The organism is Shewanella morhuae, assembly GCF_900156405.1.
Classification (GTDB): Bacteria; Pseudomonadota; Gammaproteobacteria; order Enterobacterales; family Shewanellaceae; genus Shewanella; species Shewanella morhuae.
Genome location: NZ_FTNN01000003.1, coordinates 98,951 through 120,198 on the forward strand (window position 1 = coordinate 98,951; position 21,248 = coordinate 120,198).

Annotated in this window: 17 protein-coding genes and 1 pseudogene; 8 read left to right on the forward strand and 10 right to left on the reverse strand. The window is 44.3% G+C overall.

Going from position 1 to position 21,248, the window contains the following annotated elements; translation table 11 throughout:
- Positions 1–136: 136 nt before the first annotated feature.
- Positions 137–1,351, forward strand: a complete 1,215-nt coding sequence (locus BW947_RS04690; protein ID WP_076497168.1) for a 4Fe-4S binding protein — start codon at positions 137–139, stop codon at positions 1,349–1,351.
- A gap of 170 nt (positions 1,352–1,521) precedes the next feature.
- Positions 1,522–2,544: pseudogene (locus BW947_RS19030) on the forward strand (diguanylate cyclase domain-containing protein).
- Between the two features lie 106 nt (positions 2,545–2,650).
- Here the strand turns inward: BW947_RS19030 and typA are convergent.
- Entirely contained in the window at positions 2,651–4,462 is a 1,812-nt protein-coding gene (gene typA / locus BW947_RS04700; protein WP_076497169.1) for a translational GTPase TypA, read from the reverse strand.
- 908 nt (positions 4,463–5,370) lie between these two features.
- Between typA and glnA the strand changes: the two genes are divergently transcribed.
- From glnA to BW947_RS04715, 3 genes are all read left to right on the forward strand, one after another.
- A complete protein-coding gene (gene glnA, locus BW947_RS04705) occupies positions 5,371–6,783 on the forward strand; it encodes a glutamate--ammonia ligase (RefSeq protein ID WP_076497170.1) in 1,413 nt (470 codons plus the stop codon).
- A gap of 519 nt (positions 6,784–7,302) precedes the next feature.
- A complete protein-coding gene (locus tag BW947_RS04710) occupies positions 7,303–8,499 on the forward strand; it encodes a dicarboxylate/amino acid:cation symporter (RefSeq protein WP_076497171.1) in 1,197 nt (398 codons plus the stop codon).
- A gap of 506 nt (positions 8,500–9,005) precedes the next feature.
- On the forward strand, positions 9,006–10,349 hold the full coding sequence (locus BW947_RS04715; protein WP_076497172.1) for an anaerobic C4-dicarboxylate transporter: 1,344 nt from the start codon (positions 9,006–9,008) through the stop codon (positions 10,347–10,349).
- 28 nt (positions 10,350–10,377) lie between these two features.
- On the opposite strand, the gene BW947_RS04720 is transcribed toward BW947_RS04715, so the two are convergent.
- Positions 10,378–10,551, reverse strand: a complete 174-nt coding sequence (locus BW947_RS04720) for a DUF2986 domain-containing protein (RefSeq protein WP_076497173.1) — start codon at positions 10,549–10,551, stop codon at positions 10,378–10,380.
- 253 nt (positions 10,552–10,804) lie between these two features.
- Here BW947_RS04720 and BW947_RS04725 point away from each other — a divergent pair, with 253 nt between their 5' ends.
- Entirely contained in the window at positions 10,805–12,979 is a 2,175-nt protein-coding gene (locus BW947_RS04725) for a TonB-dependent receptor (protein ID WP_076497174.1), read from the forward strand.
- A 105-nt stretch (positions 12,980–13,084) separates the two neighbouring features.
- Here the strand turns inward: BW947_RS04725 and BW947_RS04730 are convergent, their stop codons facing one another.
- On the reverse strand, positions 13,085–13,252 hold the full coding sequence (locus tag BW947_RS04730; RefSeq protein ID WP_076497175.1) for a YqaE/Pmp3 family membrane protein: 168 nt from the start codon (positions 13,250–13,252) through the stop codon (positions 13,085–13,087).
- Between the two features lie 252 nt (positions 13,253–13,504).
- Here BW947_RS04730 and BW947_RS04735 point away from each other — a divergent pair, with 252 nt between their 5' ends.
- A complete protein-coding gene (locus BW947_RS04735; RefSeq protein WP_076497176.1) occupies positions 13,505–14,674 on the forward strand; it encodes a GGDEF domain-containing protein in 1,170 nt (389 codons plus the stop codon).
- Positions 14,675–14,700: 26 nt separating this feature from the next.
- On the opposite strand, the gene BW947_RS04740 is transcribed toward BW947_RS04735, so the two are convergent.
- From BW947_RS04740 to BW947_RS04755, 4 genes are read right to left on the reverse strand one after another with little or no spacing between them, the layout of a single operon-like run.
- Positions 14,701–15,393, reverse strand: coding sequence for a TIGR01621 family pseudouridine synthase (locus tag BW947_RS04740; protein WP_076497177.1), 693 nt, complete (start codon positions 15,391–15,393; stop codon positions 14,701–14,703).
- A 34-nt stretch (positions 15,394–15,427) separates the two neighbouring features.
- The gene (locus BW947_RS04745; RefSeq protein ID WP_076497178.1) at positions 15,428–16,684 is read right to left on the reverse strand and encodes a sensor histidine kinase; all 1,257 of its coding nucleotides are present in this window, start codon (positions 16,682–16,684) and stop codon (positions 15,428–15,430) included.
- Positions 16,685–16,733: 49 nt separating this feature from the next.
- Positions 16,734–17,411 (reverse strand): response regulator transcription factor, encoded by a 678-nt coding sequence (locus BW947_RS04750; protein ID WP_076497179.1) that lies wholly within the window; start codon positions 17,409–17,411, stop codon positions 16,734–16,736.
- Between the two features lie 60 nt (positions 17,412–17,471).
- Positions 17,472–17,993, reverse strand: coding sequence for a PepSY domain-containing protein (locus tag BW947_RS04755; RefSeq protein WP_076497180.1), 522 nt, complete (start codon positions 17,991–17,993; stop codon positions 17,472–17,474).
- A gap of 471 nt (positions 17,994–18,464) precedes the next feature.
- On the opposite strand from BW947_RS04755, the gene BW947_RS18530 reads away from it, so the two are divergent.
- A complete protein-coding gene (locus tag BW947_RS18530) occupies positions 18,465–18,626 on the forward strand; it encodes a hypothetical protein (RefSeq protein ID WP_143562201.1) in 162 nt (53 codons plus the stop codon).
- A gap of 14 nt (positions 18,627–18,640) precedes the next feature.
- On the opposite strand, the gene BW947_RS04760 is transcribed toward BW947_RS18530, so the two are convergent.
- From BW947_RS04760 to modA, 3 genes are read right to left on the reverse strand one after another with little or no spacing between them, the layout of a single operon-like run.
- Positions 18,641–19,744, reverse strand: a complete 1,104-nt coding sequence (locus tag BW947_RS04760) for an ABC transporter ATP-binding protein (protein ID WP_076497181.1) — start codon at positions 19,742–19,744, stop codon at positions 18,641–18,643.
- The gene (modB, locus tag BW947_RS04765) at positions 19,725–20,405 is read right to left on the reverse strand and encodes a molybdate ABC transporter permease subunit (RefSeq protein ID WP_076497182.1); all 681 of its coding nucleotides are present in this window, start codon (positions 20,403–20,405) and stop codon (positions 19,725–19,727) included. Before modB ends, BW947_RS04760 begins: the two co-directional genes overlap by 20 nt.
- An 8-nt stretch (positions 20,406–20,413) precedes the next feature.
- Positions 20,414–21,214, reverse strand: a complete 801-nt coding sequence (gene modA, locus BW947_RS04770) for a molybdate ABC transporter substrate-binding protein (RefSeq protein ID WP_076497493.1) — start codon at positions 21,212–21,214, stop codon at positions 20,414–20,416.
- Positions 21,215–21,248 lie beyond the last annotated feature (34 nt).

Here is a 21,248-nt window from a genome sequence, read left to right on the forward strand (position 1 = left end):
GTGAGCTATAACGCGCTTTAGTTGATTGCTAATAAAAATATTAGATCTGCTACACAATTTCACTTAGCACTCAAAAACTTATCCTCATTTAATCACTCAGACTTAGCACTTGTTGATCATTGCTGTACTAACCACTATGACTTTTATCGAATCACTAACGTTAATGTTAGCACTCATGTATCTCGCCTCCCTTAGTTATTGGAGCGGCAAAAAATGGGGCGCTGTTGTGACTTTATTACTGAGTATCGGCGCGGTTGCCATCAGCCTATATTGGCCGTTAGCACTAGGACTTATTATTGCGCTGCCATTGGCATTACTCGTCCATAGATTTGCACCCGACGAGTTCAAGGGGGAGATTAAAATCAATACCCTGCGTGAAGGGACTCAGCATGTGTTGGCACTATCGCTGTTACTGGTTGCCGTACAATACACCATCAATACCGTGCTACTTAAGCAAGGGATAACTCCTTGGCTCATGCGCCCCGACGTGGTTGATGCTTTTTTACCAATAGCGGGCGGGATTGAGCTTAAAGCGATTATCAGCCTCAATTTATGGGATCAAACACATCCCGCGGCGGCGGTAATGCTGGCGGCGGTATTAATCACTGGGCTACTTTGCAAGCGAGCATTTTGCGGCTGGGCTTGCCCCTTGGGTTTAGCTGGGGAATATCTATATGCCTTTAGAAAACGTTTTATCAAAGCTGAGTTAACACCACCGGCTTGGTTAGACTGGCCACTACGAATGCTTAAGTATCTATTGCTATTAGCACTATGCTACATAGTGATTGGTATGCCCGCGCAGTCAATCCCTAATTACCTCGACGGTAATTACCATAAGATTGCCGATTTAAAAATGGCACTGTTTTTCCTGACACCGAGCCTCATTGCATTATTAGTATTTTCGCTGATCCTCGCGTTAGCGGCATGGCGCCGTCAGGGATTCTGCCGTTACTTATGTCCCTATGGTGCCATGCTGGGGATATTAAGTTTTGCCAGCCCATTAAAAATCCGCCGAGATACCCAGCACTGCCTTATCGAAACGAAAGGAATGAAATGTGACAAGTGCACTCGAGCTTGCCCAGCAAACATCATAGTACATACCAAAACTACAGTACGAACTGACGAGTGCCAAGCCTGCATGCGCTGCGTCGCGGCTTGTCCAAAATCAGCTGCACTCGGATTTGGGCTTAAATCGGGTCACAGACTAGGCCACAAAGGATTACTCGCATTGGTGCTAATCACGCTATTTATTCTGCCTCTGGGCGCTTATTTATCAGGGTTCTGGCATAGCCAAACTCCAGATAACATCCGCATGGAGCTTATTCAAGTGATCGATAGGGTTGGACATTAGCAAGTTGCACTAACAATACTGCAGATAATGACTTATCTACTATCTGCAGTATTTTAAATATATAAGTCATAACATTGATTACAATCAGGCAACCACTCGATTTTATCGCTGATACTATTCCTATGTGAATAGCAGATAAGTGGTTTTATGTTCCACAATGGAGCTAGCCTATGCGGCCCGACCGACAGCAACTGATCCGTACATTATTTGATGAATATATTGAAATGTATTCATCCCGTGATGATAGGTTGACGTGTCGCTTTAGTCACAATTTTAGCGGTTACGCGGGCAGTAGTGACGTACTTGTTACCGACAGGGAAGAATGGATACGGATAACTCGGCAAGATTTTGCACAAGTACCAGATCGTATAAATATCGAAATGCTAGACCTTTCTTTACAAGATCTTACCGAACAAATTGTTGTTGTGACGGCCTTTTTCCATATTCATTTACCTATCCCAAAGCCAATACTCTCACACGAAACAGCGAGACTCGTGTTGATATTCCATCTAGAAAATAACTGCTGGATGATTGCCCATAGCGGCATATCTATCCCCTACGGCTTAGCCCACAAAGGGGAGATTTACCCCATAACGCGCTTAGAAAAGCGTAACTCTGAGCTTGAATCGATGATCACAGCGCGCACCAGTGAATTAGCAGCCGCAAATAGACAACTCGAAATACTCAGTAATACCGACGGCTTAACCAATATCGGCAATCGTCGCCAGTTTGATTTGATGTTACAGACAGAATGAAATCGAGGACTACATAGCCATTCATTACTGGCTCACATCATGTTAGATATTGATCACTTCAAACAATTTAACGATCACTATGGCCACCTCGCGGGAGATGATTGCCTTAAAAAACTGGCCAGTACTTTATCCCAGTCGGGCCGAAGAGCCGACGAACTCGTGGCTCGCTACGGCGGTGAGGAGTTTGTTATTCTGTTGCCCAATATAGACAAACAAACTTTGTTCGACGCAGCGCAGCATATTCATCAACTGATCCAATCAATTGCTATTCCACATGCGAAAACCGACCTTGGAATTGTAACTGTTAGCGTTGGTGTCGCCTATTTATCCCCCTCTAACCAGCAAGACCCTTTAGAGTTAGTTCGCCAAGCCGACGCCGCCCTCTATCGCGCAAAATTGGCTGGGCGCAACTGTATACGCTTTATGGACGAGAGGTAATGCCTTACTTATCTCTAAATTAAACCAACAAAAAAGCCCCGTATAGTTTCCTATACGAGGCTTCTTTTAAACCGATTGACTCACCTTAAAGCAAGTCAGGCAATCATTAACCGCGGTTAAAGCGCTTACGATCGTTTTCAGTCAAGTGTCTCTTACGAATACGAATATTCTTTGGCGTCACTTCAACTAACTCGTCATCATCGATGAACTCAAGCGCTTGCTCAAGTGTCATGGTGATTGGCGTAGTCAGTACTTGAGCTTCGTCAGTACCAGATGCACGCATGTTAGTCAGTTGCTTGCCTTTCAGACAGTTAACTGTCAGATCGTTTGAGCGAGCATGAATACCAACTACTTGGCCTTCGTATACTTCAGCGGCATGGCCAATAAAGAGACGACCACGGTCTTGTAGACCGAACAGTGCGAAGGTCAAAGCCTTGCCCGTAGCGTTAGAAACCAGTACGCCGTTAGCGCGTTGACCAATATCGCCACCTTTGTGCGGACCGTAGTGATCAAACGAATGGTAGATTAAGCCAGTACCAGAAGTCGCTGTCATAAACTCGGTTTGGAAACCGATTAAACCACGGCTTGGGATAACGAAATCGATACGCACACGGCCTTTACCGTCAAGCTGCATGTCTTTCATTTCAGCTTTACGAGTACCTAGCTTCTCGATCACACCGCCTTGATCTTCTTCTTCAACGTCAACAGTCAACGTTTCGAATGGCTCACACAATTCACCGTCGATAGTTTTCAGAATAACTTCTGGACGTGATACGGCTAACTCGAAACCTTCGCGACGCATGTTTTCAATCAGGATTGATAAATGCAATTCACCACGGCCTGAAACACGGAAGCGATCTGGACTTTCTGTTTCTTCAACACGTAAGGCCACGTTGTGGACTAATTCTGTTTGCAGACGCTCAAGAATGTTACGTGAAGTGACATACTTACCTTCTTTACCTGCGAAAGGTGAAGTGTTGACTTGGAAAGTCATGGTCAGAGTCGGTTCATCAACAGTCAATGGTGGCAACGCTTCTACTGCACCAACGGCACAGATAGTGTCAGAAATTTTCAGTTCACCTAAACCTGTAATCGCAACAATATCACCTGCGTTAGCAATGCCAATTTCAGTACGGTCCAGACCCATGTAACCTAATACTTGGCCAATTTTACCGTTACGAGTTTTGCCATCAGCGCCAATCAAAGTGATTTGTTGGTTAGGTTTTACACTACCACGCTTGATGCGACCAATACCGATAACACCCACATATGAGTTGTAATCGATTTGCGAAATTTGCATCTGGAATGCGCCTTCCGAGTCAGCATCTGGGAAAGATACTTTTTCAACGATAGTTTGGAATAATGGTGTCATTTCAGTGCTGACGACATCAGGATCTAACGTTGCGTAACCGTTTAACGCAGAAGTGTAAACGATTGGGAAATCTAATTGCTCATCAGTCGCGCCTAAGTTGTCGAATAAGTCGAATACTTGGTCGATAACCCAATCTGGGCGAGCGCCTGGACGGTCAATCTTGTTGATTACAACGATTGGCTTTAAGCCTTGAGCAAACGCTTTTCTTGTTACAAAGCGAGTTTGTGGCATTGGACCATCAACGGCATCAACTATCAATAATACTGAGTCAACCATAGACAGAACACGCTCAACCTCACCACCGAAATCGGCGTGGCCAGGGGTATCAACGATATTGATACGGTAGTCGTTCCACTTGATGGCAGTATTTTTTGCCAGAATCGTGATCCCACGTTCCTTTTCAAGATCGTTGGAGTCCATCACCCGCTCAGTGGCTTCTCCTCGGGATTCAAGGGTACCTGACTGTGACAGCAACTTGTCTACCAGGGTCGTTTTGCCATGGTCAACGTGTGCAATAATGGCGATGTTACGTAAATTCTCTAGCACGGATAAACCTCTTACCATCAAACAAAATAGGGATATTTCAGTAATTCGTTATGGAGATCTAATTCGATCCTCCATAATAAAAAGCGTGCCATTCTACTCCAGCGCGGCCTTGGCGCACAGGATTATTTTTGAACACTTATATAAAAATCAATCGAACGTTGGCTTGTTTCCCTCAATATCCCATTGAGTAAAATCCTTTAGAGCCACAGTAAAAGTGTAGGGAGAACACTATATCTATAACAAAAAGTGGTGGTAAGGCGATGAATTGGATATCTTTAATGCTCAAAGCCTAAATAAGTGGCGACAATTTAAACAGCTACTAAATCTATCTTGGTTTTTTTCAATCATCCAACCCCACGATCGTAATAAACTTTGGCCCAGATGTGACATCAAGCGCCTAAAGTGCTCAGTCACGCTGTATTTACAAAGACGAATATGATTATCGTCCTAACGGCGGGTTAGGCATTATTGACTTCTCGCGGCTTGCACACTACAAAGACATTTCGCACGTCAGAACCAATTAATACCTGATAACATGATGATAAACTCTAATTCACTTAGCAATACGTGGCATAGTTGAACAAACGAAGCCGCACTCATCATCGCCAAAAGGCGTCTAGCCAGCTCAGAGTGTTTATATCGGAGTGTCTATCTAAGAATGCCGTTGATATGAGTCAGTATAGTGCGCACCAAAATGGGCTTATGCACTGAAATGCGACAAACGAAAGCACCATTAAGGTGCAAGCACAAAATCAGTAACGAACAAAAAAGATTATAGTCAATGCTAATCAATGATTTAGATTGTTGGCATAAATATCGCTTTAAAGCTTGTCAGTTTGGCTCAATATCAACATTTGAGTTAAAAGATTATAGAAGGGCTTACCCTTTACCCTACCGGAGGTTTGAGAATGTCGTCAGTTGAATCTGTTTTACAGCAACTTCAAGAGTTAGAAGTTAAATTTGTCGATTTACGCTTTACCGATACTAAAGGTAAAGAGCAGCACGTATCTATTCCTAGCCATCAAGTCAATGCCGATTTTTTTGAAGATGGCAAAATGTTTGACGGTTCTTCTATCGCAGGCTGGAAGGGTATTAACGAATCAGACATGGTGATGATGCCAGATCCAAGCACTTTCATGCTTGATCCTTTTACCGAAGAAACCACTGCGCTACTGCGTTGTGACATTCTTGAACCCGGTACCATGACGGGCTACGATCGCGACCCACGTTCTATTGCTAAAAGAGCTGAAGCTTATCTTATCTCTACTGGCATCGCTGACACTGTATTAGTGGGTCCAGAGCCAGAATTCTTCCTATTTGACGACGTGCGTTTTGGCACTGATATGTCAGGTTGTTTCGTGAAAATTGATGCGAAAGAAGCGGCATGGAACTCAGCCACTAGCTACGAAGGCGGCAACACAGGCCACCGTCCATTTACTAAAGGCGGCTACTTCCCAGTTGCACCCGTTGACTCATCACAAGATTTACGTAGCGCTATGTGCTTAGTATTAGAAGAGTTAGGCCAAGTGGTTGAAGCCCATCACCACGAAGTGGCGACCGCGGGTCAAAACGAAATCGCCACTCGCTTTAACACCCTCACTAAAAAAGCCGATGAAATCCAAATTCTCAAGTATGTCGTGCACAATATGGCGCACGCTTACGGCAAGACAGCGACATTTATGCCAAAACCTATCGTTGGCGACAACGGTAGCGGTATGCACGTTCACCTATCTTTAGCTAAAGATGGCGTTAACTTGTTCGCTGGTGACAAATACGCTGGTTTAAGTGAAATGGCATTATTCTTTATTGGCGGCATCATCAAGCATGCTCGCTCGTTAAACGCCTTCACTAACCCAAGCACTAACTCTTACAAGCGTTTAGTACCCCATTTTGAAGCACCTGTTATGTTGGCATACTCAGCCCGTAACCGCAGTGCATCAATCCGTATTCCAGTGGTACCAAGCCCGAAAGGCCGTCGTATCGAAGCACGTTTCCCCGATCCACATGCAAACCCTTATTTAGGTTTCTCTGCACTGTTGATGGCGGGTCTTGATGGTATTCAAAACAAGATCCACCCAGGCGAAGCAATGGACAAAGACTTGTATGACTTGCCTCCAGAAGAAGCGGCAGAAATACCACAAGTAGCTACGTCTTTAGAAAACGCCCTTGAAAATCTGCAAGCTAACCATGATTACCTGACTAAAGGCGGCGTGTTCAGTGAAGATTTTATCAAGTCTTATATCGTACTGAAAACGGCAGAAGCAGAGCGTGTAGCACGTACCACTCACCCACTAGAGTTTGAAATGTACTACAGCTTGTAATCCTTACTGGCAAATTGATTAAGCCCCGACTCGTCGGGGCTTTTTTATGTATTTAGGCAATTAGGCAATATGTTGAATTGAGCCAAGTGTTTATAACTAAGTATTTCTGAGAGCTTAGCTATATATCACGAGCATTAGATAATGCTTCTTCGTATGAGTTTATTCACGTGAGCTTGAATGGTACTTTTCGAGTTTAAAAACAACTTATTTTTAGACAAAATACATATGAGGGTAAATGCTCTATTTGGCATATTTCAGATTAATGTTTACATGGACTAACGCCGAGCTAAGCGACAGTATTTAAGTTCTAGCTTTGTGGGAAGCTTCAATGAATCTGGGTTGAATCAATGGCCGACGGCGATAAGGTTATCAACTCCCTTTCGTAGATTTAAGCGGTTTATAACCAATCAGTTCTTGCGCTATAGCACGCGACTCGCTAGCTTGAGAATGTCCATGCAGCACGATTCATTCTTATCATTTGGACGCATCTTATTTATAAATAACAGTAGGCGTTTACCTATGTGGCAGAAGATAAAACCTTATAAAGATTCGATAGTGCTACTGAGCGCTTTGCTACTTGGCGGTACGCTGGGGGTTGTGTGGCCAGAGGCGGCGCTTAAGCTCAAACCTTTGGGGCAAATTTTTTTAAATTTATTGTTTATGATTATCGTGCCGCTGGTCGCGATTAGCGTGACCTCATCGATTGCCCGTATGACGGATTTAAAGAAACTCGGCGCGCTGTTAGTGTCTATCATGGCGGTGTCGATTGTGATGGCGATTATTCCCGCGGTTGGCATTATCGGACTGGCCTTATTTTTTGATCCCGCTCAAGGCGTTACTCTCGATCTTAATCAAACCATTAGCGATACTGCGGGGACGATGGATTTTGTCGGCCTGCTGACTACCAATGACTTTTCAGGTTTGTTATCCAAATCCAATATTTTAGCACTCATTATTATGTCGGTGATTGCAGGGGTTGCCATAGGTCAATCGGGGGAAGACGGCAGAAAAGTCTCGGCATTACTCGACAGTTTTAATACCGTTATCATGAAGATTGTCTCGATCATTATGGTTGCCGCCCCTTTGGGGTTGGGTGCCTATTTTGCCTCGACAATGGCCAGCCAAGACCCGCAGCTTGTGGTTACTTTTGCCCGCGCAGTTGGCTTATTTATGGTCGCCTGTTTTATTTATCTCACTGTGGGTTCCACCTTTTACGCTTGGGTTGGCGGGGGCACGCAAGGGATTAAACAATTCTGGCGCTTCGCCCTAGAACCCGCAGTGACGGCACTGGGCACTACATCGTCATTAGCGACCTTACCAGTGACCTTAAGAACCGCACTGAAGATGGGTATCAAGCCCGAGATTGCCGATATCAGCTTGCCTTTGTTGGTTAACTTAAATAAAGGCGGCGCTGCGATCATCACGGCCTTAAAAATCGTGTTTATCTACTCGTTACTCGGATTAGATTTCACCGTAGATGTATTTATGGTGACTATTTTGATTTCAGTTTTATCGGCTTTTATTATCGGCGGTGTGCCTGGCGGTGCTTTTCTTGGGGAAATTTTTATCGTCACTACCTTAGGCTTACCGATGGAAACCATCCCAATTTTAGTGGTGATTGGCGCGATTACCGATGCACCATCAACGGTGATTAACGTGGTACACGATTTAAACGCCTGCCAGATCATCGAGCGGCTCAATCACAAACGGCTCTAAAACAGCATAAATACCATGCCCAAAAATTTAGATTTGCCATGGTATTTAATCACTTAGCGATTATCCATTAGCTATTGATTAACCTTTATTACATCTAGCAACAGCATGATATCGTCCATGTTTTTAGAGATTAAGCAAAAAATGGATCCTATACTGTGTGAGTTAGCACAGATATCCCCACAGTAAATCAATTTAGCTCATCACCATCCATCACTGCGTGTTCGCGCTTTAATCATCCGAGCGGTGTGACAACTTTAGTTAGTGCATTCGTCTAATTCACCCGCGGGTAAACACCTTCTTGCTAACCAGTAAATTTATTAACCAGAATGCACTCATCCCAGTGATTTTCTAGCGCTAGATCAAACTCCCAACAAATCTCATACACTTTTTTATTGACAGCATGCGCCAGCGCAACTTTTTCTACATTTTTACTTAGCAGAATGATTCTAAGGATATTTAATCACTCAATGACTCGCTAAGCGGTAGATTCCGCAGAGGTAAATCAAATGATTTTAATGGAATTTATAATCGTACTTAGCTGCTTGTTATTAGGTACGCGTTATGGCGGTATGGGACTGGGGCTCATCAGCGGCATTGGTCTTTTTTTACTCATTTTTGTCTTTGGCTTAGCACCCGGACAGCCGCCAGTACAAGTGATGTTAACTATTTTGGCGGTCATTGGTTGCGCATCGGTATTGCAAACGGCTGGCGGCTTGGATGTGATGATGCAATTTGCCGAGCGCCTACTGCGCCGCCATCCACAATACATCACCATACTGGCGCCATTAACAACCTGGACGCTGACCTTCCTCTGCGGTACCGGCCATGTTGTTTATACTATGTTCCCGATTATTTCTGATATCGCGCTGAAGAAAAATATCCGTCCAGAGCGCCCAATGGCCGTGGCATCCATTGCTTCGCAAATGGCAATTTGTGCCTCGCCCGTATCAGTCGCAGTGGTGTCTATGGTATCCATCCTTGCCGCACAGCAAGGTGTAGGGCGCGCTTACAATCTACTCGAAATTTTAATGGTGTCAGTACCTGCATCACTTTGTGGCGTGATAGCTGCGGCACTTTGGAGCCTACGTCGCGGTAAAGATTTAGATAAGGATGAGGAGTTTCAAGAACGCATTAAAGATCCCGTTCAAAGAGCCTTTATTTATGACAAAAGCGAAACCCTGTTAAATCAGCGCTTTCCGAAAGAAGCTTACTGGGCGACGGGGATTTTCTTTGTGGCTATTGCCGCAGTGGTATTGCTAGGCTCCTTTAGCGAGCTGCGGCCAGCCTTTGAAGTTAAAGGTAAATCTACTTTATTATCGATGAACTTAGTCATCCAGATGATGATGTTAATTGCAGGGGCATTTATCCTGATGACCTGCAAAGTTAAACCGACGAGCATTTCTAACGGCCCTGTATTTAAAGCGGGTATGGTGGCGATATTTTCGGTATTTGGTGTGGCATGGATGAGTGATACCTTTTTCATCAGCCATATGGATGTGTTGCAGGAGAACCTGTCACATGTAGTACAAAATCAGCCTTGGACCTATGCGTTAGTGCTGTTTTTAATCTCTAAACTGGTTAACAGCCAAGCGGCAGCACTCACAGCCATTGCGCCTATGGGGCTAGCACTTGGCGTTGATCCAAAACTCTTAATAGCTTTCCTTCCTGCAAGTTACGGTTATTTTGTACTGCCAACCTATCCTAGTGATTTAGCCTGTATCGGCTTTGACCGTTCGGGTACCACAAAAATAGGTAAGTTCATCATTAACCACAGCTTTATTATTCCAGGCTTTATTGGTGTGGGTACAGCATCAACTGTCGGCTATCTACTGGCAACCGCTTTGCTCTAACCGCTATTTAATCAATAACAAAGCGCACTTAAGATGCAACGATGACAGAGCCAACAACATGCAACTCCGTTGACTCTGTATTGGCTAATGCTGCCCTATCCGCCTTGGCAATATATTGAGGTTTATTACTCGATTGCAGTTTAGCATTGGCCTTTTTCGCTTTGTTTTTCAAGGTTTGATTAATCTTCTTTTTGCGATTCATTTATGGTGCCAATGGGATTGCAGTATTAAGGAGCACGATTATAGCCTTCCACTTACGGGGCAGACAATCGAAAGCAACAAGAGCGGTCTATACCTAGTTAAATTTATAATACCAGCGACTAGACAAGCAATAATTCCTGCCTTAGAATCCGCAACAATGAAAATCATTATCATTTGCAATGCTGTTTAATGGAATATTATTTATGCCAAAGGAGCCGGTGTAGCAAACTCATTCGCCCTTATTTGGAAGTTATATGCCATTCAAAACCTCATTTGTTGCCTTAGCCGTATTTGTAGCGCTAACCCAAGCTGCAGCCGCTCAAGATGCTCTAGATAGCAATACCAACAAGAATAAAGACATTGAAAAAATTACAGTTACCGCGAGCCGTATGGATAAATCGCCAAGCTCGATCCCCAACACTGTCACTATCATCGACCGTGCCCAATTAGAAGAACAGTTCCGCACCACTAAAGATTTATCGACCATTATCGGTAACTTGGCCCCGAGCTTCTCACCAAGCCGCCAAAAAATGAGTAACACAGGCGAAACCCTGCGCGGTCGTCCGCCGCTGATCATGATTGACGGCGTGCCTCAATCAAATCCATTACGTAGTGGTGGCCGCTCGGGTCAAACAATCGACCCTGCCATGATTGAACGTATTGAAATCATTCACGGCGCCAATGCCATGCACGGTTTAGGTGCCCAAGGCGGCATCATTAATTACATTACTAAAAAGCCCACGGGCGATAACGAACACGTGGCTAGTTTTGATGTAACTGTGCCTGATTCGATGAAATCTAACGGTATAAGCTTTGGTGCTAGCTATGCGTTTTCTGGTGAGTCTGAACTTATCGACATGATAGGTTCGGTCAGCTATCGCAACAATGGGGTTTATTACGACGCAAATCATAATATTATTGGAGTAGACACGACTCAGGGTGAGTCGATGGATAGCCAAAGTACCGACTTCTTTATTAAGCTAGGGCATAATTTTGATGAGTCACGTCTTGAGTTAATGGTTAACCATTACAAGGCAGACAACAATGGCGACTGGATGGCGGTTGCTGGTGACAAACCCAATGGCGTTCCCACGGGCGCAGTTAAAGAAAATCAACCTTGGGAAGCGGCCAATAACCAAGTTACCACTACCAGTTTGACTTATACCCACGCAAACCTTGGCGGTCAACAACTTAACCTACAACTGTTTAATCAAGATTTTAAAGCGGTTTATGGTGGCGGCTGTTTCGACAGTTTTTATGACCCAGCTTTCGAAGGTAGCGACCAAGTGATCCAATGTGGTATTGGCAGTAAAGGCGAAAGCTTGTACTACGACCAATCGCGCAACTCTTCAGTTAAATGGGGCTTAAAAAGCTCATTAATTGCTAAGGATATTGCTGGTTTAGGAATTGATGCCGCCTACGGTGTCGATATTTTCCGCGACACGACAGAGCAAGATTTAGTCAAAACAGGCTTCTCATGGGTACCCGAAAGCACCTACGACAATGTCGCACCTTATTTACAGTTAGATTATGATTTAATTGAAAATTTAACCTTGTCTACCGGTGTCCGTTACGAACATGCCGAATTGACAGTTGATGATTACAAAACCCTCTGGGGCGCGGGCAATAAACAAATCGCAGGCGGCTCAGCAACCTTCGATGAAACCCTAGTTAACGTTGGGCTTTCCTACAAAATCACTTCCGACATTCGCGTTTATACCAGTTATAACCAAGGTTTTGGTATGCCGGATATTGGCCGAACTCTACGTGATGCTAAGAGTTTCCCTGATGCAAACCCTAGCATCGATGATTCACTGGCACTCACGCCAATTGTCACAGACAACGTTGAAATCGGCGCCGATTACCAAGGTGAATACTTGAGCGCTAAATTAGCTTATTACCGCTCAGCTACCGATTTTGGCTCACGTTTAGCGTTAAATAATGATGGTTTCTACGACGTAAAACGGGAAAAAAGTGTTATCGATGGCATTGAGGCTAATGTCACCGCTTACCTCAGCAGTAATGATGATTTAGGTGTGAACATTGCTATTCAGCAGGGTGAATATGATTCTAACGGTGACAACAAAGTAGACACTGATCTCGATGGTGCCAATATTTCGCCAAATCGTATCAACCTATTCTGGACGCATAACTTCGACAATGACATGTCGAGCCGTGTGCAAGCCAATTACTACATGGATCGCGACTTTAAAAACGCCGCGGGTAACAAGTATGCAGAATTTGACGGTTACACCACAGTAGATGCATCTTTTTCTATGCCGCTTTATACCGGCACTCTAAGCCTAGGATTACAAAACCTATTTAATAAAGATTATTTCAACTATTACTCACAAACTATGGGTACAAATGATCGTTATTTTAAAGGCATGGGGCGCACAGCGACCATAGGCTACACACTACCTTTTTAAATTAATTTACTGTTTTTAAATGCAAAAAAAGCGCAATGTTATTGCGCTTTTTTATATTTTATATCGCTATCGTTCGCAAACGTTATATCTGCATAGCAATTGGAATTAGTCCTTCGTCACCACCCAAAGCGCGTGCAGCAGGCCCGGAAACCAGAAAATTAAACAAAGGACGATGTTGATCAACAAATCCTTTCCCGCTCCCGCCTTTAAAAATACACCTACGGGTGGCAGTAGAATGGCAATAATCACTAAAAGTAGTTTATTTGTATCCATGATGGCGTCTCCTTAAAATCACTTAAATCCTAATATACATGTCTAATTTCGCAGTAAGCCTCAGAATTTGCAATCACTTTTGTGATATTGATGTTTCAAACAAAAGCCGAAAAATGATAAATGTACGTTTTTCAGCACCGATCTCATCTGATATCAAGTATCTTAAGGCAGCAGTTTACCTGCTACGTGTATAAGCTTAGCCATAAGCGTTAAAAACCATCTATAGTTAAAGAAAAATATGACCTATTGCCAATGATATTTGATCCACAAGCCTTACTTTTAATTCAGTTTATTTGCCTACTTATAGGCACATCTGCTATTGCTTGGGGATTAATTGCGCACCCACTTAATATTGCCTCCAAAGCCAGCATACGCTTATCGTTAGCGAATTTATGCGTTCTGCTCGGTGTCATCTTGAATACTCAGCGTGGTGAAGGATCCAGTTATCTTTTCTGGTTTGTTTCCGATATCTCACTGTTACTTGGCTTTATGCTATTACGTAGAGGTACCCAATACCTTTTTAGACTGCATAACAGCACTAAATTTGACACCATCGCACTCATCATTACTGCGGCCATCATGCTATCTGCACCGCCAAATGCGAGCTCAGAACATTTTCTTGCTGCGGTATTCTCGAGTACTGCGGCGCTATTTTTTATAATGCTGACTAAAGATAACTTTTTTGCCATTAAACGCGATGTTGGGAGCCGCATTGCGATGGTAATGGTCACGCCGTTACTCGCGATGGCCGGTATTTTTATCATCCGAGTGTTTATTGCATTATTTTTACCCGAGCAGAGCAATACGTTTCTTTCTCTAAATACACGAGAAGCCATACCTGTACTGTGGTTTTACGTGTTTTTAATTCTGTTGATTAATATTGTGATGATTGGCAATGCGATAACACGCCTAGTAAGTAAAATCCGTTTATTAGCTGACCGCGACCAACTGACGGGGTTATGGAACCGGCGGGCGATGCATAAAATGTTAACTCATATCCATCAACGCTGGCTGCGGGATCATGTGCCATATAGTGTGATTCTATTAGATCTTGACCATTTCAAAGCGATTAATGATCGATATGGTCACGCTGTTGGAGATGTAGCATTACAGACAGCCGCAACATTGTTTGCATCAAAATTACGGGAAAACGATGTTTTATCCCGCCACGGTGGAGAGGAATTTTTAGTGCTGTTACCCGCGACAAATGCACAAGAAGCCCTTGCCGTTGCTGAGAAATTACATCGAATATTGCGGGAAAACCCCATACGCTGGCAAAAAGACAGCATCAGCCTAACTGCCAGCTTAGGTTATGCCACTATTTATCCAGAGTGCGAGCCCGAGAAATTATTAATTCAAGCTGACCAAGCCATGTATCGCGCAAAATTAGCGGGTCGAGATCGTATCTGCCAAGCAGGTTAAACTTCTTTTAAAACAGTGGTGGCGTATTAATCACCTTTAGCTGGCCAAGCTAATGTATCGGGCTTGTACCACGCGACTAGCGCTTCTGTAATGCTATCAGTGGCGAAATGCTCACCTTGGGTCGGTAAATCCCTATAAGCATAATCACGCCAGCCAGTAATCGCATCGCCATAGCGAAAATGTAAGCAATAGGCATGCAAATAGCAGCGATCAGCAGCCGCGTCACCGTACAAGGCATCACCCAAAATCGGCACGCCTAAACTTGCCAAGGCGACTCGTAATTGATGGGTTTTACCTGAGTGCGGTTTAAGCAAATATAAGCGTAACCCCTCGCCAACACTCAAGGAAAAAAACTGCGTAATTGCGGGATTATCTTTTGTCCGTAATAACTTAAACATACTGCGGCGCGACTTTGCCATATCACCAATCACCCAGCCCTGTTTCTTTTTAGGTTTTCCTGTAGCAAGGGCAAGGTAATATTTCTGCACTTTATGGGCAGTAAACAGTTCGGTAAATTGTCTGGCAGCAACAGCACTTTTAGCCAAAATTAATAAGCCTGAGGTAGGCGTATCTAGTCTATGCACGGCAAAAAGCTTAATGCCGAAATCTTGTTCTGCCTGCGCCACCACGCCAGCAGCGCCGTCCTGACTATGAAAATGTACATTGGCTGATTTAGAAATAATAATAAAATCAGCCTCATCGGCTATGATTCGATACATGGGTTGCTCGGCGCTTAAAAAGTGGCATATCCGCTTAAAAGTTAATAGTAACGACTAAGCCAGGATGATTATCCGTGAGAGTAATTTTGGCATTGTGCCGTGAGATAATCGCTTTGACCATAGATAATCCTAATCCTGTACCCTGTAAATGCCGGCTAGGATCGAGGCGTACTAAACGCTCGAACACTCTTTCTTTACTGTCGTCGGGAATACCTGGACCATTATCGCGGATCTGAACTTGCGGGCCAGACTGAACTATCTCTATGCGTGCACCTTGGCCTGAATACTTCATCGCATTATCAACAAGGTTATATAACGCTTGGAATAATAAATACTTATCACCAAATACTTTATAGTCAGACAATAACGACAAGCTTAAGGTTTGCTCATTGGACTCAGCCACGGCATCAGCCATATCCAATAAGTCGGTACAAAGTTGCGCTAGGCTCAACTCCTGTAAATCGAGTGTCTGTTGGCCTTCTTCGATACGAGTGAGCGACAACATGGCATCAAATGTCGCCAAACAATGATCAAGTTCCTCGGTCAAAATGGCACAACCCTCGCTAATCTCATCACTGGGTTTGCTCGCTAATTCTTCAAGACCAATACGAATATGAGAAAGTGGAGTGCGTAAATCGTGGGCAATGTTGTCGGTCGCGCCGCGTACTGCCATCAGGTTATTTTCGAGGATATCGAGCACCTTATTAAATTGCAGCGCCAGCATATCAAACTCATCCTGACGCCAACTCAAGGGCAAACGCGTATCATAATGGCCGCGCTCAATCTGCTCACTTAAACGGTTGTATTGTACTAATCGACGTAAAATAGCCTTAGAAAACAAATAGCCAAGCGCTAAAGTCAGCACTATGGTAAGCATGACCGCCGTTGCTGCGGCGCTGATAAATTTATCAATTAAGGTCGCTAAGTTGTCGGTACGAGTCGCGATTAATACTGGACCGTAACGAGTCATCACTAGACCACCAGTAAGAATATGCAGTTTGTCTGGTCCACCGGTCAAAATGGGGAAGTCCCGCGTTTGCGGCAACATAGGCATATCTTCGGGCATAAAACTTAAGGCACCGACCATATCGTAGCTATCACGCCAAGCGATTAGGGCGGTTTGAGGATCGGCTGCACGAATTTGAGCGGCAAAACTGCGACGATCAACAGTTATAGCAAGCTGTTGATAACGCTGAGTTTCTGACTCTAACGACTGCGTTACTTGGTATTGTTGCTCAATAATCAACTGTCGATAAAGAGCAAATAACAACGCCCCGATGATCACAACCACTAAGGTAGAAAAGATAATGGTGATGCGCCAAGCGCTACTCTGGTAAGGCTTAATGCCTTTGTCGTAAGCGATAACCCGCCCCTCTCACGGTTTCAATCAATTCACCATGGCCTAACTCTTCGAATTTACGGCGTAATTTGGCAATATGTACGTCGATAACGTTGGTGCGTGGATCAAAATGATAATCCCACACGGCTTCAAATAACAAAGTGCGACTGATCACTTGATTTGCATGTTCCATCAAAAACTTAAGTAACTGAAATTCTTTGGGTTGCAACATCAGCTCTTGCCCATCTAACGTCACATTACGGGTCAGTAACTCCATCTTTAAACTGCCGACCATTAGATCAGTAATCACTGGCACAGATTGACCACGGTGCATCAGTTTTTCAGCGCGCACTAATAACTCCGAGAACGCAAATGGCTTAGTCATATAGTCATCGCCACCTGCACGCAGGCCTTTCACCCGTTCATCGACATGCGCTAAAGCCGATAAAATTAGCACTGGAGTTTGGTTACCCGTAGCCCTTAGAGCGGCGAGTAATTTTAGGCCATCGAGCTGGGGTAGCATGCGGTCAAGGATCATTAAACCGTACTGACTGCTGGTCGCCAGTGATAGACCTTGATGGCCGTCACTGGCAGTTTCGATATTATGGCCCTGCTCAAGAAATCCTTTGACGATATAATCAATCGTCGTCGCATCATCTTCTACTAAAAGTATTTTCATCTGTATGTTGCGCTCCTCAATGTTAAAGACAGGCTATAGCACGCGATTAATTTAGGTGGGTTAATCCCATTGTAGTAGGGGTAATGGCCGTAAATTCTCAACATCAAAAGCCAATTTCAACTTGCCTGTATCATCGAGCAATTTAAGCTCTAAGTAACTGATACCTAAATCGTGATCTAATTTTGCCTCGGTCAAAAAGGCATTCTTTTCTTTAATCGCTTTTGTGATTAAACCCGAAAATGTTTGCTCTTTTGCCGCAATCAAACGTGCGGCTTCAACCTCACCGAGATCATCAGCACTGACTTTTCTCGCCTTTTGTTTCAGCAACTTGCCATCGCGGGCACGATATTCAAACCGAGTAATAGAATTAGCTAAAGGGTTAATCAGCTCAAATTGGTAGACTAACTCGCCCTCTTGCGTTTCCATCTCAAACTCGGCAATCACGCCAGAGAACCCTTTTTCGATCTGCTGCATAACGCTCAGCGGCGGTACATAGTCTCCACCCGCAAACATCGAATACATGCTCTGAGCCGCGGTTGCGACGCCAGATACCAACATGAATCCTAGCAACCATAGTCTCATGGCTCCTCCATATAAATCAGCTAAGTTGTATCTTATGGGACAAGCTACTAGAAGTCGATGGAGCCTATTATTGCTGCATTCAGCCTCTAGCTAGCCCACGCAATCATGTGTTACTGGATATAAAGTCACTTTACGACTATTTCAACTTAAATTTGACCATAAAATAGCTAAACAATGGCATTGTTATATCGACTCAGCGGCCAACTCCCAAGCCTAATAGCAATCATGTTGTGGCTAATGCGTTAAGTCTACCTAATGCCAGCTGAAACACCGATGGAAACAAGATTAAGCTTTGATCATCTAGTTTTTAAAGGACGAAGTTTCCCACAAATCTCCTCTATTTAGCCATTTAGAATCAAGTGATTGAGTTTAGGCTGTTATTTTATTGTATCGCTGTCGTTAAAAAGTGGGATTGGCAAATAAATCGCCCTCTGCTAGGCTAAGTCACGGAATTTTTGAATCGGAACGAATATGAAACCAGCCACACGATGGGTAAGCTTAAGTTTATTACTAATCGCAGCATTAAGCGCCTATGCATACGGCAGCGTCACAAGCGCCGTGACATTCATACTATTAGGCATGCTGTTAGAAGGTACATTTTGGATTGGATTACTGGGTAAAAAACGTCATTAGATTTGGATATCACGCTATTCCAAAATATGAATTTGCTCTGATTTCAGCGCCACTGTAGTTTGCATTCCCTTCGTTAGCGCTAGCTTTTGCGCAAAGTGCAGCGAGACTTCGGTGTTAAGTTGTAACTGAGTCCCGGTGACATAGCAGATAAGCCGTACTGATTCGCCCATCACCAACATAGTGTCGATAGTGACATCTAGTTTATTAAAGCTGCGGCATAAACGTTTGTTTGATATAGAATTAAAGCGGATACCTTGATTAGGAATAGCCCAACGAACACGCGAACCAACAAGAAGATTTTTACCATAATCACAGGCTATGAGCTGCTCACCGAATTTAAGCCAAGTTAAATTTTTAGTATCGTCTTGGAAAACCACTTCACCATCAAAAATATTTCTCAGCCCCATTTGCCTTGCAACGGTCTCGTTACGCGGCCGCGACAGCACCTCAAAGGGCGCACCTTGTTGTAGCATTTGCCCTTGGCTAATCAAAATCATCGAATCGGCCAACAACAAAGCTTCATTTAAGTCATGGGTAACCATGATAACTGGGCATAATAACTGCTCTTTGAGGCGAGCTAGCTCAAGATACAAACGCTCCCGAGTTTCCCTGTCTACCGCCGAAAAGGGTTCATCTAATAGCAAAACAGAAGGCTCGCGGGCTAATGCTCGTGCTAAAGCAACTCGTTGCCGCTGCCCACCGGATAGTTGCGCCGGTAATCTATCGGGTAAGCCGTGCAAATTTACGCGTTCGAGCCAATCTTTAGCGCGCACAATGCGCGCAGCCTTGGGGATATGATCAAGCCCTGCGACCACATTTTCTAAGACAGTAAGATTAGGAAATAAGCCAAAATGCTGTGGCATATAACCAATATGGCGTTGCTGCGGACTCAAGGCAATACGTGCTTCACTATCAAACCAAGGCTTTACACCAAAATTAATCTGCCCCGCATCGGGATGATTTAATCCAGCAATCATCCTCAACAGCGTTGTTTTACCGCCACCAGAAGGGCCAACCACAGCTAGCACTTCACCTGCTTTGCAGCGAAAATCAGCTTTGAGTTTGATGTGCTTATGATTATGGATCTGGCAATGCAGATCAGCGATGATTTGCGCCATGCTGACCTCCTAAACGTCGCGATAAACTGGTGGTCAGCGCTAACGCCGTCACGGCAAATAGCAATAATACTAATGACATAATACCTGCGGCATTAAAATCAAAGGCCTGCACACTGTCGTAGATAGCAATCGAAATCGTCTTAGTTTCGCCAGCAATATTACCGCCCATCATGAGCACAACACCAAACTCACCTAACACGTGGGAAAAACATAACACCAGTGCGGTCAATACGCCTGGCCACACCATAGGCAATTCAATCTTAAACAGAATTTTAAGCCGGCTCATACCGCAACAGGCAGCAGCATCACGAACATCATTAGGCACTGCTTCAAAAGCGCGCTGTATTGGTTGTACTGCAAAGGGAATGTTGACGATGACGGAAGCTAAAACAAGCCCAGAAAAATGAAACACTAACTGCTGGCCGAACAGTTGCTCAATCCACTGTCCTAACCAGCTTTGGCTACCAAGCCCAACTAATAAATAATAACCAATCACGGTAGGCGGTAACACTAAGGGCACCATAATCAGTGCCTCAACCCAAGATTTACCGACAAACTGGCGATAGGCTAATGCTCGGCCTGCGAGTATTGCCAGAGGGATCAGCACTAATACTGTAATACTACTGAGCTTTACCGATAACCACAGCGCCTGCCAATCCATTTAAATCCTTAACGGTTAGGTAAGCCAAAACCATATTGAGTGAATACGCTACGGGCAGCATCAGATTGCAGATATTGATAAAAACGTTCAGCGGTTGAGCTCGCTTTAGGCATAAGTGCCATACGCTGGTAAAGCGGAGTATGGTACTTTGCAGGTAACGCCACGTAGTGACCTAATGCTTGAAACTGCGGTGCCATTGCCAATGACAACGGAATAATTCCGCCCTGAGTTGAGCCACTCACCGCAAATTGTGCCGCTTGAGCGGCATTTTCACCTAAAATCAACTTGGTTTGCAGATCATCCCATAAACCGAACTTTTTCAATAACTCACGGGCGCTTTCACCATAGGGTGCGTGATCGGGGTTAGCAATTACAAAACGCTCAATCTTGCCCGATGCCAGTAATGTTTTTAGCCCATTAAGTTCAATATCTAATGTAAGGGGGGACTTTTTTGGCGCAACTAACGCTAAACGGCCAATGGCGTACATCACTCCCTCGTCTTGGGTAAAACCGACTTTATTCAGCTCGGTAATATAACGCTCATCAGCGCTAAGCAGCATCTCGAACGGGGCACCATGCTGAATTTGCGCAACGAAGTTACCCGATGAACCATAGGATACCCGTACTTTAAGGCCTGTTTCTGCAGTGAAGTTTTTAACGATATCATCTAGCGCAAACTTAATATTAGCAGCGGCTGCAATTGCAGGAATAGGCGCGTTATCCGCGGCCTGACTCGCTAATGGCACCATCGCCAAGCCAAGCAATAATGTAAAGCCAAGGGCGTGGAACAAACGGGTTAAACTCTGCATGGGATCACCTAGGCCACGTTCACGTTGAGCCAGC

What these genes read in the sequence shown, in the direction of transcription:
- BW947_RS04690 (WP_076497168.1), top strand. Translation starts at nt 137, where the DNA reads ATGACTTTTATCGAATCACTAACGTTAATGTTAGCACTCATGTATCTC.
- glnA (WP_076497170.1), top strand. Translation starts at nt 5,371, where the DNA reads ATGTCGTCAGTTGAATCTGTTTTACAGCAACTTCAAGAGTTAGAAGTT.
- BW947_RS04710 (WP_076497171.1), top strand. Translation starts at nt 7,303, where the DNA reads ATGTGGCAGAAGATAAAACCTTATAAAGATTCGATAGTGCTACTGAGC.
- BW947_RS04715 (WP_076497172.1), top strand. Translation starts at nt 9,006, where the DNA reads ATGATTTTAATGGAATTTATAATCGTACTTAGCTGCTTGTTATTAGGT.
- BW947_RS04720 (WP_076497173.1), bottom strand. Translation starts at nt 10,551, where the DNA reads ATGAATCGCAAAAAGAAGATTAATCAAACCTTGAAAAACAAAGCGAAA.
- BW947_RS04725 (WP_076497174.1), top strand. Translation starts at nt 10,805, where the DNA reads ATGCCATTCAAAACCTCATTTGTTGCCTTAGCCGTATTTGTAGCGCTA.
- BW947_RS04730 (WP_076497175.1), bottom strand. Translation starts at nt 13,252, where the DNA reads ATGGATACAAATAAACTACTTTTAGTGATTATTGCCATTCTACTGCCA.
- BW947_RS04735 (WP_076497176.1), top strand. Translation starts at nt 13,505, where the DNA reads ATGATATTTGATCCACAAGCCTTACTTTTAATTCAGTTTATTTGCCTA.
- BW947_RS04740 (WP_076497177.1), bottom strand. Translation starts at nt 15,393, where the DNA reads ATGTATCGAATCATAGCCGATGAGGCTGATTTTATTATTATTTCTAAA.
- BW947_RS04750 (WP_076497179.1), bottom strand. Translation starts at nt 17,411, where the DNA reads ATGAAAATACTTTTAGTAGAAGATGATGCGACGACGATTGATTATATC.
- BW947_RS04755 (WP_076497180.1), bottom strand. Translation starts at nt 17,993, where the DNA reads ATGAGACTATGGTTGCTAGGATTCATGTTGGTATCTGGCGTCGCAACC.
- BW947_RS18530 (WP_143562201.1), top strand. Translation starts at nt 18,465, where the DNA reads ATGAAACCAGCCACACGATGGGTAAGCTTAAGTTTATTACTAATCGCA.
- BW947_RS04760 (WP_076497181.1), bottom strand. Translation starts at nt 19,744, where the DNA reads ATGGCGCAAATCATCGCTGATCTGCATTGCCAGATCCATAATCATAAG.
- modB (WP_076497182.1), bottom strand. Translation starts at nt 20,405, where the DNA reads ATGGATTGGCAGGCGCTGTGGTTATCGGTAAAGCTCAGTAGTATTACA.
- modA (WP_076497493.1), bottom strand. Translation starts at nt 21,214, where the DNA reads ATGCAGAGTTTAACCCGTTTGTTCCACGCCCTTGGCTTTACATTATTG.